The sequence below is a fragment of the Streptomyces sp. DS1-CR2 genome, assembly GCF_055760475.1.
This window is the reverse complement of record NZ_CM147085.1, coordinates 4,788,076-4,802,895: the sequence shown is the minus strand read 5'-3', so window position 1 is coordinate 4,802,895 and position 14,820 is coordinate 4,788,076. Positions and strand designations below refer to the sequence as shown.

Genomic DNA, 14,820 nt, shown 5'->3' with positions numbered 1-14,820 from the left:
CGCCGCACGAGCCCCTACGGTGACTCCACCGTCAGGTTCCGGGGGGAGTACACCATGGGCTGGCTCAAGGACGCACAGAACCTCGTCGCCATCGCCACGACGGTGCTGTCCATCGCCGCGTCACTGGCCCTGTGGTACGTCGAGCGGCGCAAGCAGCACAGCAAGCGGATCGGCCATCGCATCCAGATGGACATCCCGCTCAGCCGCGCCATCTCGGAGGACCTGCCGGGCCCGGACGGCCTGATCCGGCGCCGCGACATCACCGAGGACACCACCCTGGTCCTCCTGCGGATCGAGAACGACGGCGCGGCCACGATCACCGACGGCGACTACATCTCGGATCCCAAGGGCCTGACCGTGACGTTCGCCGGGCGTCGCATCACCGACGCGTATCCGGTGCAGCCCGCCCTCACCTCGAACACCGCCCGGCAGATACGGCTCGACTCGCCGCCCGTCTACACGCCCGGCGAGAACAGCCTCCTCCTGCCGCCCGTCGCCCTCAACAGCGGCGACTACTACAAGCTCCTCGTGATGCTCCGCGGCGGCGGCGCGGGCACCCAGGTGGACATCGAGGGCCGCCTCAACGACGGCACCGTCCACCCCAACCAGGGCGCCCACCCGGACGACAAGCCGCCCCTGTTCAGCGCGCTCGGCCGCTGGACCGTCTCAATCCTCGGCACCGGCATGGCGATCCTGCTGGTCCTCGCCACCTTGCCGGACCCGGTCCCCCAGCCCCGCGGCTGCGCCTCGGGTTCGCTCACCCTCACCGGGTCCTCCGCGTTCCGGCCCGCGATGGAGGCGCTGCGCGACGCGTACACGCGCGACTGCGACGACGCGAAGATCACCGTGGCGACCAGCTCGAGCGGCACCGGCGTCCGCCAGCTCCTGGAGTCCGACCCCTCGGACACGGCGGGCGACCACTCCAGTGTCATGGCCTTCTCCGACGGCCCGACCTCCGAGAGCGACCCCGAGGGCAAACTGCACGACGAGAAGGTCGCCGCGATGGCGTTCGCCCTGGTCGTCAACGACGCCGTGGTCGTCGACGGCAAGCCGCTCACCGACCTCACCGTCTCCCAGGTCCGCCGGCTCTATCTCGGCGACATCACCAACTGGAAGGACGTGGGCGGGCCCGACCTGCCCGTGCGCACCGTCCGCAGGACCGGCAGCTCCGGCACGCGCGGTGCCTTCGAGGCCCGCGTCCTCGGCCGCCCCGACTCCTTCTCGACGTCGTCGCGCGACTGCCGCACCAAGGACCTGCTGCCCACCTCGAAGGTCCTGCGCTGCGAGGAGCACAACACGCCCGATCTCCTCGACCGGGTCGCGCAGGTCGACGGCACGATCGGCTACGCGGCCCCGCCCGAGGGCACCCCGCGCAAGGGCTCCCACACCCTGAAGCTGAACGGCCTCGGCCCCTCCGGCAAGAACATCACGAAGGGCTACCCCTTCCACGCCGTGGAGTACGCGTACACGATCGGCAACCCCGAGGACGGCTCCCTGGCCGACAGCTTCCTCGACTTCCTCACCCAGGGCGCCGCCAACCGCGTCATCGCCCGCGCCGGGCACCTGTCCTGCACCTCCCCCGACGGCTCCGCGGCCTGCCGCGGCTGAGCCACCGCTCCGTGCACCGACGCAGGCGCCCCCGCCTGGCTCCGTCGAGCCGGGCGGGGGCGCCTGATGTTCCGGGGCGCGGGGCCTACAGGAACGAGTTGACCTCGATGGTCTCGGTGCGGCCGGGGCCGACGCCGATCGCGGAGATCGGGGCGCCCGACATCTCCTCCAGGGCCTTCACGTACGCCTGCGCGTTCTTCGGCAGGTCGGCGAAGGTCTTGGCCTTGGTGATGTCCTCGGACCAGCCCGGCAGGTACTCGTAGACCGGCTTCGCGTGGTGGAAGTCGGACTGCGAGTACGGGAGCTCCTCGACGCGCTTGCCGTCGATCTCGTAGGCGACGCAGACCGGGATCTGCTCCCAGCCCGTGAGCACGTCCAGCTTGGTGAGGAAGAAGTCCGTCAGGCCGTTCACACGGGTCGCGTACCGGGCGATGACCGCGTCGAACCAGCCGCAGCGCCGGTCACGGCCGGTGGTGACACCGCGCTCGCCGCCGATGCGGCGCAGCGCCTCGCCGTCCTCGTCGAACAGCTCGGTCGGGAACGGGCCCGCGCCGACACGGGTCGTGTACGCCTTGAGGATGCCGATGACGCGGCTGATCTTCGTCGGGCCGACGCCCGCACCCGTGCAGGCGCCGCCCGCGGTCGGGTTCGACGACGTCACGAAGGGATACGTGCCGTGGTCGATGTCGAGCAGCGTGCCCTGGCCGCCCTCGAAGAGGACGACCTTGTCGTCGTCGAGCGCCTTGTTCAGGATCAGGGTGGTGTCGGCGACGTAGCCCTTGATCTGCTCCGCGTAGCCGAGCAGCTCCTCGACGACCTGCTCCGCCTCGATGGCGCGCCGGTTGAAGACCTTGGTGAGGAGCTGGTTCTTGCCCTCGAGCGCCGCTTCGACCTTCTGGGTGAGGATCGACTCGTCGTAGAGGTCCTGGACGCGGATGCCGACGCGGTTGATCTTGTCCGCGTAGGTCGGGCCGATGCCGCGGCCGGTGGTGCCGATCTTGCGCTTGCCGAGGAAGCGTTCCGTCACCTTGTCGACGGTCACGTTGTACGGCGTGATGATGTGCGCGTTACCGCTGAGCAGCAGCTTCGACGTGTCGACGCCGCGCTCGTTCAGTCCACTCAGCTCGGAGAGCAGGACCGACGGATCGACGACGACACCGTTTCCGATGACCGGCGTGCACTCCGGCGAGAGGATCCCGGAAGGGAGGAGGTGGAGCGCATACTTCTGGTCGCCTACGACGACCGTGTGACCGGCGTTGTTGCCGCCCTGGTAGCGCACCACATAGTCCACGGATCCACCGAGCAGGTCGGTGGCCTTTCCCTTGCCTTCGTCACCCCACTGAGCACCGAGCAGCACAAGTGCGGGCACAGGCGTACACCCCTTCCGGGCGGGGCAAGACCAAGGTCAGGGGCCGTAGCCGCCTGTATGGGTGTGCCTTGGTGTGCCCCGGAATAGACGAAGCCCCTGGCGCAATAGCGCAAGGGGCTCTTGCACCAAGATGCTACCCGAGGAAGCGAGGCAGGACCGAGGTGGCGGCTTTTGACCAGCTACTGGTAGTCGTCGATCCGGTCGCCCGGCGTGCGGACGGCGAGTCGGTACGCATCGCGAAGGACGTTCTCGGCGCCGGTGCGACGGTGAAGGTGTGTCTGCCGGACGGGCCGGAGGAATTCGCGAAAGCGCTGGTCAGAAGGGGTTCCCGGCGGCCGGTGGTGATCGGGGACGACCGGGCGCTGCTGCGCGCGGTGGCTCTGCTGCACCGCGAGCGCGAGCTGGCGGGTTCCGTTCTCTCGTTCGTCCCGGTCGGGGAGAGTCTTTCGCTGGCGCGCTCTCTCGGTGTGCCGACCGGGGCGGTGGCGGCGGCGCGGGCGGCCCTGGAGGGCGTCGAGCGGCGGCTCGATCTGCTCGTCGACGACTCCGACGGCGTGGTTCTCGGGAATCTGCGGATCCCGCCCGTGGCGCACCCGGGTGCGCTGGGCTCCGACCCCGCGCACCACTGGCTGCGTACCTGCCAGTCCCTCGTCCGCACGCTGGCGGCGCGCCCGCCGCGCGCGACGGCGCTCGCCCCGGGGCCGCAGCGGCTGCGGGTCGAGGCGGACGGGGTGACGCTCGTCGATCTGGACCGGCCGGTCGAGGGCGTGAGCGTGGCCCCCGACGCGGCGGGCCGGGCCAGCGTCGAGGTCAGGCCGTCCTCGGTGGGCGCGGAGGCGGGGCCTTTGCGGGTCCTCGCGCACACGGTGACGGTGTCGGGCCCGGACTTCCGCTACCGCGCGGACCAGGTGGTGGCCGGCCCCGTACGCACCCGCACGTGGACGGTACGGGCGGGTGCGTGGGGGCTGACCTTGCCCAAGTGACGCGGCCGGTCAGTTCGACAGGTCCCGGCGGCGCAGGCCCGTCAGGCCCGCCGCGACGAGGACCACCGCGATCGCCGTCAGGGTCAGGACCGGGGTCCAGGCCATCTCGCCGCCCGGCAGCTTCGGCAGATGGCCGAACGGGGAGAGGTTCATGACCGACTGCGGGAGGTCGAACGCCGGGCCGATCCAGCCGATCAGGAGCGCGATGCCCGCGACGGCCCAGGCCGCCACCGCCGCCCTCGGGAACACCCCGAACAGCAGCACCGCGAGGCCCCCGATGACCCAGATCGCGGCCACCTGCGTGAGACAGGCGCCCAGGACGGGGCCGAAGCTCTTCCCGTAGCCGATCCCGAGGCCGAGGCCGCCGATCACCATGATCAGCGCGGCCCCGCCGAACGCGATGACCAGATGGCCCGCCGCCCACCGCAGCCGGCCCACCGCCGCCGCGAGGACCGGCTCGGCGCGCTGCGAGGTCTCCTCGCCGCTGAGGCGGAGGACCGACGAGACGATGTAGAGCGCGGCGACCATGCCGAGCATGCCGACCATCGTGGCGAGGAACGCGTCCGTGACACCGGACTGGCCGCCCATCCGCTCGATGATGTCGCGCGTCTTCTGGTTGTCGCCGACGAGATCGGTCGCGCCCTGCGTCATCCCGCCGAACGCGACTCCGGCGACGACGAACCCGGCGCTCCACCCGAACACGGTGCCGCGCTGGAGCCGCCAGGCGAGCGCGCCCGCCGTGCCGAGCCGGCCCTCGGCGGGTCCGGGGCGGCTCGGCAGGAAGCTCATCCCGATGTCGCGCCGCCCCGCGAGCCCGTACGCGACCACGCCCTGTGCGGCGACGCCCGCCACGAACAGGAGCAGCACCCACCAGCGCTCGCCGGCGAACGCCCGCGTGTTCTCCAGCCACCCGAGCGGCGACAGCCACGTCAGGACCGACGAGCCCTCCGCCGTACCGGAGTCCCCGGCCGCGCGCAGGACGAACGCCAGGCCGAGCACCGCCGACGTGAGGCCCTTGGCGAGGCGCGCGCTCTCCGTGAGCTGCGCGACGATCGCCGCCATCGTGGCGAACACCATGCCGGTCGCCGCGATCGCGAGCCCCAACGCCAGTGCCCCGCCGCTCCCTTGGGAGGCGAGACCGCCCGTGATGAGCAGGGCGGTGGCCGCGTTGGCGACGAGCGCCGCGAGCAGCGCGGCGGTCAGCGGGGCACGCCGCCCCACCATCGCCGACGACACCATCTCCTGCCGCCCGCTCTCCTCCTCGTCACGGGTGTGCCGTACGACGATGAGCAGGCTCATGATGGCGGCGAGCAGCCCGCCGTAGACGCCGATGCGCCACGCGGTGAGTCCGCCGATCGAGTCGGCGAACACCGGACCGTACAGGGCGCGCATCGAGCTGTTCGTGACCATCGACTGCGCGATGTCGGCGCGCTCGGCGGCGGTGCTGTACACGCTCTTCAGCGAGCCCGGCATCGACAGGACCATCATGAGGACGACGGCGACCCAGACGGGGATCATGACGCGGTCTCGGCGCAGCGCGAGCCTCAACAGGGTTCCGGTGCCCGCGAGTTGGCGCGCCCCGGCGGTGCGGGGGACGAACCGCGCGTCGGCCACGGCGGCGGTCATCGCGACATCGCCCCTTCGGCGGTGGCACCGGCGGCGTCGGACCCGTCTGCACCGTCGTCCTGGTAGTGCCGCAGGAACAGCTCCTCCAGTGTGGGCGGGGTGCTGGCGAGCGACCGTACGCCGGAGCCGGTGAGCGAGCGGAGCACCGCGTCGAGCTTGTCGCTGTCGACCTGGAGCTTGACGCGCAGGCCCTGGACGTCCAGGTCGTGCACGCCGGGGAGCTGGGCGAGTCCGTCGGGCGCGGAGGCCAGTTCGGCGGTGACGCTGGTGCGGGTCAGGTGCCGCAGCTCGCTGAGCGAGCCGGTCTCGACCGTGCGGCCCTTGCGGATGATGCTGATCCGGTCGCAGAGCGACTCGACCTCGCTGAGGATGTGCGACGACAGCAGCACGGTCTGGCCCCGCTCGCGGGCGGACTCCTTGACGTACTCCTGGAAGACCTCCTCCATCAGCGGGTCGAGGCCGGAGGTCGGCTCGTCGAGGATGAGGACGTCGACGTCGGACGCGAACGCGGCGACCAGGGCGACCTTCTGCCGGTTGCCCTTGGAGTAGGTGCGGCCCTTCTTGGTCGGGTCGAGCTCGAACCGCTCGATCAGGTCCGCCCGGCGCGTCTTGTCGAGGCCTCCGCGCAGGCGCCCGTAGAGGTCGATCACCTCGCCGCCGCTGAGGTTGCGCCAGAGCGTGACGTCGCCGGGGACGTACGCGACCTTGCGGTGCAGTTCCACCGCGTCGGCCCAGGGGTCGCCCCCGAGCAGCTGCACCGCGCCGGAGTCGGCGCGCAGCAGGCCGAGCAGGACGCGGATGGTCGTGGACTTGCCGGAGCCGTTGGGCCCGAGGAAGCCGTGGACCTCACCGGTCTCGACATCCAGGTCGAGGCCGTCGAGCGCATGCGTCTTGCCGAACGACTTGTGCAGTCCGGAGACGGTCATTGCCTTCGTCATGTTTCGGAACGTACGCTACTTTCACAAACTTGTGAAGTTAAGGAAGCGTATAAACTTGAGGCTGCACGTCACCCAGGGGAGATGATCGGGACATGAGCGCGACGAAGGACGGCGACGGCGCCACCGGGGCGGACCAGGACGGAGCCGACGCGGCGGTGTCACGCTTCGTGGAGCGGTTCGCCGCGGAGATGACCGAGGCCAGGATGCAGCGGATGGCCGCCCGCGTCTTCGCCTCGCTGCTCGCCTCCGACGAGAGCGCGCTGACCTCCGCCGAGCTCTCCGAACGACTGCAGATCAGTCCGGCGGCGGTGTCCGGGGCCGTGCGCTATCTGACACAGGCGGGCATGGTCGGCCGCGAGCGGGAGCCCGGCTCGCGCCGCGACCGCTACCGGCTGCACAACGACCTGTGGTTCGAGACGTTCACCCGCCGCGACCAGCTCCTCGCGCGCTGGGAGAGGGTCCTGCGCGACGGGGTGGAATCACTGGGCCCGGACAGCCCCGCGGGCCTGCGCATCGCCGAGACGGCGGCGTTCATGGAGTTCCTGGACGGCGAGCTGAAGGGCCTGATGAAGCGGTGGCACGCACACCGCGAGACGCTCGACCTCGGCCCCCGGACCTGACGTCCCCTACGCGGGCCTGACCAGCCGCGCCTCGTACGCGAAGACCGCCGCCTGGGTGCGGTCCCGCAGGCCCAGCTTTACGAGGACCCGGCTGACATGGGTCTTGATGGTCGATTCCGCGACGACGAGCCGTTCGGCGATCTCCGCGTTCGACAGGCCCTGGGCGATCAGGACCAGCACCTCCGTCTCGCGCTCCGTCAGCTCGCCGAACGCCCCCGGGTTCGCCACCGCCGGCAGCTTCGGGATCTCGGAGAGCTTGGAGAACTCCGTGATCAGGCGGCGGGTGACCGAGGGGGCGAGGAGCGCCTCGCCCTGGGCCACCACCCTTACGCCGTCGGCCAGCTGGCGGGCCGAGGCGTCCTTGAGGAGGAAGCCTGAGGCGCCCGCGCGCAGCGCCTGGTAGACGTACTCGTCGAGGTCGAAGGTGGTCAGGACGAGCACCTTGGCGCTGCGGTCCATGGCGGCGATCTCGCGGGTGGCCTCGATGCCGTTCAGCTCCGGCATGCGGATGTCCATGAGGACGACGTCCGGGGAGAGTTCACGGACCCGGGCGATGGCCTCGCGGCCGTTGACGGCCTCGCCGACGACCTCGATGTCGGGCATCGCGTTGAGCAGCACCGAGAAGCCCTCGCGGACCATCATCTGGTCGTCGGCGATCAGTACGCGGATGGTCATGCGGGATCCCCCGACCGGTCCGTCGCCGTCGTCGGCTGCGGCGCGGGCTCCGGCTCCGGTGTCGCCACCGGCACGAACGCCGCCACCTCGTAGCCGCCGTCCGCCGTCGGGCCCGCCGTCATCTCGCCGCTCAGCATCGCGATGCGCTCCCGCATGCCGGTGATCCCGTGGCCCGCGCCCGGCGAGGGCTTGACCAAACCGGTCGGCGGGCCGTTCACGATGCGCAGGCCGAGCCCTCCGAGGACGTACGACACCTCGACGCGCGCCTCGGCGCCGGGCGCGTGCCGCAGCGCGTTGCTCAGCGCCTCCTGCACGATGCGGTACGCCGACAGCTCGACGCCCTGCGGCAGGTCACGGACCGCGCCGGTGACCGTCTGCCCGACCCGGAGCCCGGCCTCCCGCACGTTCTCCAGGAGCCGGCCGAGGTCCGCGAGCGTGGGCTGCGGGGCATCGGGCGCCTCGTAATCCTCGGCCCGTACGACGCCCAGAACCCGGCGCAGCTCGGTGAGCGCCGCCACCGCGTTCTCGCGGATCGTGACGAAGGCCTGCTCCAGCTCCGGCGGCGGGTTCTCCACGCGGTACGGCGCGGCCTCCGCCTGGATCGCGACGACCGACATGTGGTGCGCGACGACGTCGTGCAGCTCGCGGGCGATGTTCGTGCGCTCCTCCAGGAGCGTGCGCTTGTCCCGCTCCACGGCCGTGACCTGGCGCTGCGCGGTCATCTCCACCCTTGCCTCGCGCCTGACGTGCACCGACGTGGTGACGAGGAGGGCGAGCGCGGAGACGAAGAGCATCGGCGCGGTGTCCGATTCCAGGCTGTACCAGAAGACCGACGCGAAGAAGCCGAAGGCGGCCGTGACCGCCCACATCCAGGCCGCCGTGCGGGGCCTGGTCCGGGCCGCGACCACCGTCATCACGACCACGTGCGCGAAGAAGCCGGCGGGCGCCCAGGGAGCGCCGAGCCCGTCCCCTCCGAGCACCGCGACGAACGGCGTCGCCACGAGGGATATCCACCAGGCGCCGACCGGCCTGAGCAGCGTCATCGCCACGGCGAGGGCCGGGACGAGCCCGGACAGCGCGTGGTACACGCCGCCCATCGAGTCGCCGACGGCGAATGCGATCAGCAGCGTGAACAGGGCGGCGCCCAGGACCACGGCGTGCGGAGTCCATACCGCGTAGCGGCGCAGCCGCTCCGGCAGCCACCCGATCAGCGGGCCGTCCGGGGACCACGGCGGCAGCGGACGGTAGGCGAAGGGATCCTTGAACAGGTCCTGCCGCAGGCCGCTCAGCGCGTCGGCGGCGAGACGGTACTCGGGGCTGCGGGTCTTGGCCCCCGCCGGCATGGTCTGGGTCTGGGTCTCGGTCACGTACAGACCGTAAGCGGCGGCCCGCCCCGAAGGCGTCCCACGGGAGGAGGGTCCTGGGCCCTCCGTCGCAGGTACTACACGCTCCCGCCAGGGCCCGCCCGGCTCGGCAGGCCGGCCGGCGCCGTCACCACGCCAGCTGGGCGATCTCCTCCGCCACCACGGCGCACGCGTCCGCGGCGGGGTCGATCAGCGGGAAGTGGCCGACGTCCTCCAGGAGCGTGAGCCCCACGACCTCGCCCGCCTTCGCCGCCGCGTCCGCGTATGCCTCCGCGACCGCGTACGGCACCGTCGTGTCCGTCCGTCCCTGCACCAGCGTCGTCGCGATGCCCGTAGGCAGCAGCGCGGCGGGGTCGGCGTACGGCAGGCGCTTCTCGAACACGGCCTCGCCGCCCAGGAATTGGGCGGGTGCGCCGGAGCAGACGTCGAGGTCGCGGGCCGTCACGAAGTCGGCGATCGGGGCGAGCGCGACGACGCCGCGCAGCGGTGCGGGGGCGGCGGTGCGCCAGGGCGCGTCCTCGGGCAGCAGATGGCGCGCGGCGGCCCACAGGGCGAGCTGTCCGCCGGCCGAGTGCCCCACGACGACGGTGCGCCGCGGGTCACCCTGCGGCAGCACTTCCCGTACGAGGCCGGGGAGGGCGTCGAGGGCGGCGGCGATGTCGTCGAACGTCTCCGGCCAGCGCCCCGCCACCGGAGCGGTACCGCCCTGCTGGGGCAGTGAACTGCCGCGCCGGTACTCGATGTTGGCGACCGCGAAGCCGCGCCGCGCGAGGAAGTCGGCGAACGGCGTGAGGTGCTGCCGGTCGTAGGGCGCGCGCCACGCGCCGCCGTGGAGGAGCACCACCAGGGGCGCGGATTCCGCGCCGTCGCGGGGCGCGTAGAAGTCGGCGACCTGGTCCGGGTGATCCCCGTACGTGGCGGTGACGTCTGGCGGGACCACGGGGTGCGAGAAGGCCGATGCCTCTTCGGCCTCGTCGCGGGCGGCGGCGTCCTCCGGCATGCTCCAACCTCTCAGCGTCACGGCGGAATGGGAGTATGCGGACGCTACCAGGCCGGTGACGTGGGCGGACACACACCGTAACCGGACAAACGGTTCCCCTGTGCCGTTACCCTGGGCCGTATGCCCGAACAAGCAGAGCACGGGACCGCCCCTTCGGCCTCCGGCACCGTGCAGGCGGAGCCCGGCACCGTCCGTCCCGGCGGGCGCACGGCGCGGGTGCGCGCCGCCGTCCTCGACGCCGCCGGTGACGTGCTCGCCGAACAGGGCTTCGCCCATCTCGACCTGGCGGACGTCGCGCGGCGCGCGGAGGTCGGCAAGACGACGGTGTACCGGCGCTGGGGCTCGGTCACGGGGCTCGTCGCCGATCTGCTCGCCGACATGGCCGAGCAGTCGCTGCCGCGCACCGACACCGGGACCCTGCGCGGCGACCTGCGGGCCAACGCCCGCCTGGTGCGCCACACGCTGGCCGACCCCCGCCAGGGCGCCCTGTTCCGGGCCGTCATCGCCGCCGCGACCTGCGACGAAAAGACGTCGGCTGCGCTGCGCCGCTTCTACGAGGTACGGGTCGCCGAGTGGGCTCCGTGCGTGGAACAGGCCGTGCGGCGCGGCGAGTTGAGGCCCGGCACGGACGCGGCGGCCGTCGTGCGGGCCGTGTCCGCGCCCCTGTACTACCAGCTCCTGACGGCCGGATCCGCGCCGACCGAAGCCGACGCGGACCAGGCCGCCGACGCCGCCGTCGCGGCGGCGGAAGCGGGCGTCTACTCCGCCACGGCCGCCAGCTGATCCGCGAGGACCCGTGCGGCCCGCTCCACCTCGGCGAACCCGAGATACAGCGGGGTGAAGCCGAACCGCAGCACGTCCGGCGCGCGGAAGTCACCGACCACACCCACCGCGATCAGCCGCTCCATGACGGCCCCGGCGTCGTCGGCGCGCAGCGCCACCTGGCTGCCGCGCTCGGCGTGCGCCGCCGGTGTCACCGACTCGACCCGCCCCGCGGGCACATACGCCTCGACGCACTCCAGGAAGAAGTCCGTCAGGGCGAGCGACTTGGCGCGCACCGCGTCGACCGGCACCCCGTCCCAGACGTCGAGCGCCGCCTCCAGGGCGAGCATGGACAGGATGTCGGGGGTGCCGACCCTGCCCCGCACCGGCCCGTCCCCGGCCTCGTACGAGGGCCGCATCCCGAACGGCTCGGCGTGCGAGTTCCACCCCGGCAGCGGTGAGTCGAAACGGCTCTGCAGATCACTGCGCACATACAGGTACGCGGGTGAACCCGGGCCGCCGTTCAGGTACTTGTAGGTGCAGCCGACCGCGAGGTCGACCCCGTGCTCGTCGAGCCCGACCGGCAGCGCGCCCGCACTGTGGCACAGGTCCCAGACGGACACGGCGCCCGCCGCGCGCACCGCGGCGGTCAGCGCGGGCAGGTCGTGCAGACGGCCCGTGCGGTAGTCGACGTGGTTGAGGAGCACCGCGGCCGTACGGTCGCCGAGCGCGCCCGGGACCTCCGCCGGAGTCAGCGGACGCAGCGTGCAGCCCGTCATACGGGCTGCGGACTCGGCGATGTACCCGTCGGTGGGGAACGTCGTCGCGTCGACGAGGATCTCGTCGCGCCCCTCACCGGCCAGGCGCACCGCGCCCACCAGCGCCTTGAACACATTGACGCTGGTCGAGTCGCCGACGACGATCTGTCCCCCGGCCGCGCCGACGAGGGGCGCGATCCGGTCGCCGATCCGCTCCGGCGCCGTCCACCAGCCCGACTCGGTCCAGGAACGGATGCGCAGCTCGCCCCACTGCCGGCGCACGACGTCCTCGACGCGCCCCGGCACATGCGCGGGGAGCGCGCCGAGCGAGTTGCCGTCGAGGTACACGGTGTCGTCCAGGACGAACCGCTCGCGCAGCTTGCCCAGCTCGTCGGCGGTGTCCAGCTCCAGCGCCTTACCGGCAAGCGCAGTGACGTCAGACATGGGACCTCGCTGTCCACAGCTCGGGGAACACGTTCTTCTGCGCGCGCTTCTCCAGCCAGGCCACGCCCGCGGAGCCGCCCGTGCCCGTCTTGGCGCCCATCGCCCTGCGGGTCGCCACCAGATGGTCGTTGCGCCATCGCCACACCAGCTCGGCGACGTCGGTGAGGGCCTCGCCGAGGCGGGCGAGCTCGTCGCCCTCGTCACCGGCGTACAGCGCGGTCCACACGGCCTCGACCTCGGGGGACGGCTCGTACCTCTGCGCCACGTCCCGCTTGAGCACGGCCTCGGGGACGGCGTGGCCGCGGCGCGCGAGCAGCCGCAGCACCTCGTCGTACAGGCTCGGCTCCTCCAGGGCCTTCTCCAGCTCCGCGTACACGCGCGGCGCGCCCCGGTGCGGGACGAGCATGGAGGAGGACTTCTCGCCGAGCAGGAACTCCATACGCCGGTACATCGCCGACTGGAACCCGGAGCCTTCGCCGAGGGCGGCCCGGTAGGAGTTGAACTGCGCGGGGGTCAGCTGGCCGAGCGGGCGCCACGACGCGTTCAGCGCGTCCAGCTCGCGCACGGAGCGCTTCAGGGCGGCCACCGCGGTCGGCACGTCGTCGCCGCGCAGGGCCCGCGACGCGGTCTCCCACTCGTGGACGATGACCGTGAACCACAGCTCCATCACCTGGGTCGTGACCAGGAAGACCATCTCTCCGGGGTCGTCGGAGCGGGTGTGCTGGAGGTGGGTGAGGACGTCGGCCTGGACGTAGTCCTCGTAAGGGGTGGTTCCCGCAAAGTCGAGATACGGCGTCTCTGGCTCGTTCGACTCGTGAGCCTCGTGGGACATCGCTGTCTCCTTGAACGTACTCCGGGTAGCGGTCCGCCCCTGCCGAATTCCGGCACGGGGGCCCCGGTCCCCACGGGCATCCTCCGCAATCGTCCCCCGAAACGGCAAGGCCCGCCCGGTCACATCGTCACGGGCGGGCCTGCTGAGGTGCGGGAATCTAGCCCAGGGTCTGGGCCGCGGCGGGCGAGGAGTCCTTGAGGAACTGCGCGCAGCGCTCGTACTCCGCCTGCTCGCCGATGGACTGCGCGGCGCGCGCGAGGGCGTGCAGGGCACGCAGGAAGCCGCGGTTCGGCTCGTGCTCCCACGGCACCGGGCCGTGGCCCTTCCAGCCCGCGCGGCGCAGGGAGTCCAGGCCGCGGTGGTAGCCGGTACGGGCGTACGCGTACGACTCGACGACGCTGCCGCGCTCGTACGCCTCGTCTGCGAGACGCGCCCAGGCGAGGGAGGAGGTCGGGTACTTCGCGGCGACGTCGGCGGGCGCCGTGCCGCTCGCGAGCAGCTCGCGCGGCTCCGGATCGTCGGGCAGCTCGGTCGGGGGCGGTCCCCCGAGAAGGTTCTCGTGAAGGCTCATGGGTTCCAGTCTGCGCCATGACCGGCGGTGCCTTCCACGCCGGTGATCGCGAGCCCGTCCCACTGGACGCACCACGTGCCGCGCCGGTCGACCCGGGTGTCGAAGTCGTAGCGCACACATCTCCCTCGGGGTACGCCGGAGGCCCGGCACCCCAGGAGGGATGCCGGGCTCCGGTGACCAGCCTCGTACTACTTGAGCTTCGTGCCCGTGGAGCGCAGGTTCGCGCAGGCCTCGGAGACGCGCTTGGCCATGCCCGCCTCGGCGGACTTGCCCCAGGTGCGCGGGTCGTACTGCGACTTCACGCCGACCTCGCCGTCGACCTTCAGGACGCCGTCGTAGTGGCGGAACATGTGGTCCGCCACCGGACGCGTGAAGGCGTACTGGGTGTCGGTGTCGAGGTTCATCTTCACGACGCCGTTCTCCAGCGCGGTCGCGATCTCCTGCTCGGTGGAGCCGGAGCCGCCGTGGAAGACGAAGTCGAACGGCTGCGACCCGGCCGTCTTGCCGTACTTGGCGCCGACGCCCTCCTGGAGGTCCTTGAGGAGCTCCGGACGCAGGACGACGTTGCCCGGCTTGTACACGCCGTGCACGTTGCCGAAGGACGCGGCGAGCAGGTAGCGGCCCTTCTCGCCCAGGCCCAGGGCCTCGGCGGTGCGGATCGCGTCGTCGACGGTCGTGTACAGCTCGTCGTTGATCTCGTGGCTGACGCCGTCCTCCTCGCCGCCGGTCGGGGTGATCTCGACCTCGAGGATGATCTTCGCGGCGGCGGCCTTCGCGAGCAGCTCCTGGCCGATGGCCAGGTTGTCGGCGAGGGTCTCCGCGGAGCCGTCCCACATGTGGGACTGGAACAGCGGGTTGCGGCCGGCCTTGACGCGCTCGGCGGAGATGTCGAGCAGCGGACGCACATAGCCGTCCAGCTTGCCCTTGGGGCAGTGGTCGGTGTGCAGCGCGACGGTGACGTCGTACTTCTCGGCGATGATGTGCGCGTACTCGGCGAGGGCCACGGCGCCCGTCACCATGTCCTTGTTGTACTGGCCGCCCAGGAACTCCGCACCGCCGGTGGAGATCTGGATGATGCCGTCGCTCTCGGCCTCCGCGAAGCCGCGCAGCGCAGCGTTCAGGGTCTGCGAGGAGGTCACGTTGATGGCCGGGTAGGCGAACTTGCCGGCCTTCGCCCGGTCCAGCATCTCGGCGTAGACCTCGGGGGTTGCGATGGGCATGTGTCCGCTCCTTGGGATGTGCGGGTGTGTGCTGTCAGACCCTGACCTGG

14 protein-coding genes are annotated in these 14,820 nt (G+C 71.9%); 4 read left to right on the top strand and 10 right to left on the bottom strand.

The features are described from left to right. The first annotated feature begins 54 nt into the window (after nucleotides 1-54). Complete coding sequence (locus ACY0PA_RS23035) at nucleotides 55-1,608, top strand: substrate-binding domain-containing protein (RefSeq protein ID WP_473079608.1); 1,554 nt, start codon at nucleotides 55-57, stop codon at nucleotides 1,606-1,608. 85 nt (nucleotides 1,609-1,693) lie between these two features. On the opposite strand, the gene ACY0PA_RS23030 is transcribed toward ACY0PA_RS23035, so the two are convergent. Beyond that, the gene (locus tag ACY0PA_RS23030; protein ID WP_356276546.1) at nucleotides 1,694-2,977 is read right to left on the bottom strand and encodes an adenylosuccinate synthase; all 1,284 of its coding nucleotides are present in this window, start codon (nucleotides 2,975-2,977) and stop codon (nucleotides 1,694-1,696) included. 161 nt (nucleotides 2,978-3,138) lie between these two features. On the opposite strand from ACY0PA_RS23030, the gene ACY0PA_RS23025 reads away from it, so the two are divergent. After that, entirely contained in the window at nucleotides 3,139-3,960 is an 822-nt protein-coding gene (locus ACY0PA_RS23025; RefSeq protein WP_473079607.1) for a diacylglycerol kinase, read from the top strand. Nucleotides 3,961-3,969: 9 nt separating this feature from the next. Here the strand turns inward: ACY0PA_RS23025 and ACY0PA_RS23020 are convergent, their stop codons facing one another. Both ACY0PA_RS23020 and ACY0PA_RS23015 read right to left on the bottom strand, forming a co-directional pair. After that, nucleotides 3,970-5,586 carry an ABC transporter permease gene (locus ACY0PA_RS23020; protein WP_473079606.1) on the bottom strand — a complete coding sequence of 539 codons (1,617 nt, stop codon included), beginning with the start codon at nucleotides 5,584-5,586 and terminating at the stop codon, nucleotides 3,970-3,972. Beyond that, nucleotides 5,583-6,524 (bottom strand): ABC transporter ATP-binding protein, encoded by a 942-nt coding sequence (locus tag ACY0PA_RS23015; protein WP_473079605.1) that lies wholly within the window; start codon nucleotides 6,522-6,524, stop codon nucleotides 5,583-5,585. Before ACY0PA_RS23015 ends, ACY0PA_RS23020 begins: the two co-directional genes overlap by 4 nt. A 92-nt stretch (nucleotides 6,525-6,616) precedes the next feature. Here ACY0PA_RS23015 and ACY0PA_RS23010 point away from each other — a divergent pair, with 92 nt between their 5' ends. After that, nucleotides 6,617-7,144 (top strand): GbsR/MarR family transcriptional regulator, encoded by a 528-nt coding sequence (locus ACY0PA_RS23010; protein WP_473079604.1) that lies wholly within the window; start codon nucleotides 6,617-6,619, stop codon nucleotides 7,142-7,144. A 6-nt stretch (nucleotides 7,145-7,150) separates the two neighbouring features. On the opposite strand, the gene ACY0PA_RS23005 is transcribed toward ACY0PA_RS23010, so the two are convergent. The 3 genes from ACY0PA_RS23005 to ACY0PA_RS22995 form a co-directional block, all read right to left on the bottom strand. Further along, nucleotides 7,151-7,819, bottom strand: coding sequence for a response regulator (locus ACY0PA_RS23005; protein WP_473079603.1), 669 nt, complete (start codon nucleotides 7,817-7,819; stop codon nucleotides 7,151-7,153). Next, nucleotides 7,816-9,186, bottom strand: a complete 1,371-nt coding sequence (locus ACY0PA_RS23000; RefSeq protein WP_473079602.1) for a sensor histidine kinase — start codon at nucleotides 9,184-9,186, stop codon at nucleotides 7,816-7,818. The genes ACY0PA_RS23005 and ACY0PA_RS23000 overlap by 4 nt, the downstream gene beginning before the upstream one ends. Before the next feature lie 124 nt (nucleotides 9,187-9,310). Beyond that, nucleotides 9,311-10,183, bottom strand: coding sequence for an alpha/beta hydrolase (locus ACY0PA_RS22995; RefSeq protein ID WP_473079601.1), 873 nt, complete (start codon nucleotides 10,181-10,183; stop codon nucleotides 9,311-9,313). A gap of 120 nt (nucleotides 10,184-10,303) precedes the next feature. Here ACY0PA_RS22995 and ACY0PA_RS22990 point away from each other — a divergent pair, with 120 nt between their 5' ends. Further along, nucleotides 10,304-10,966: a TetR/AcrR family transcriptional regulator gene (locus ACY0PA_RS22990; protein WP_473079600.1), complete on the top strand. Its 663-nt coding sequence runs from the start codon at nucleotides 10,304-10,306 to the stop codon at nucleotides 10,964-10,966. Here ACY0PA_RS22990 and kynU read toward each other — a convergent pair. The 4 genes from kynU to fbaA form a co-directional block, all read right to left on the bottom strand. Beyond that, complete coding sequence (gene kynU / locus ACY0PA_RS22985; RefSeq protein ID WP_473079599.1) at nucleotides 10,942-12,147, bottom strand: kynureninase; 1,206 nt, start codon at nucleotides 12,145-12,147, stop codon at nucleotides 10,942-10,944. The genes ACY0PA_RS22990 and kynU overlap by 25 nt on opposite strands. Next, the gene (locus tag ACY0PA_RS22980; protein WP_473079598.1) at nucleotides 12,140-12,979 is read right to left on the bottom strand and encodes a tryptophan 2,3-dioxygenase family protein; all 840 of its coding nucleotides are present in this window, start codon (nucleotides 12,977-12,979) and stop codon (nucleotides 12,140-12,142) included. Before ACY0PA_RS22980 ends, kynU begins: the two co-directional genes overlap by 8 nt. A 157-nt stretch (nucleotides 12,980-13,136) precedes the next feature. Then, nucleotides 13,137-13,550 carry a DUF3151 domain-containing protein gene (locus ACY0PA_RS22975; RefSeq protein WP_100596404.1) on the bottom strand — a complete coding sequence of 138 codons (414 nt, stop codon included), beginning with the start codon at nucleotides 13,548-13,550 and terminating at the stop codon, nucleotides 13,137-13,139. 188 nt (nucleotides 13,551-13,738) lie between these two features. Continuing rightward, complete coding sequence (gene fbaA / locus ACY0PA_RS22970; RefSeq protein ID WP_100596406.1) at nucleotides 13,739-14,770, bottom strand: class II fructose-bisphosphate aldolase; 1,032 nt, start codon at nucleotides 14,768-14,770, stop codon at nucleotides 13,739-13,741. Nucleotides 14,771-14,820: the final 50 nt, after the last annotated feature.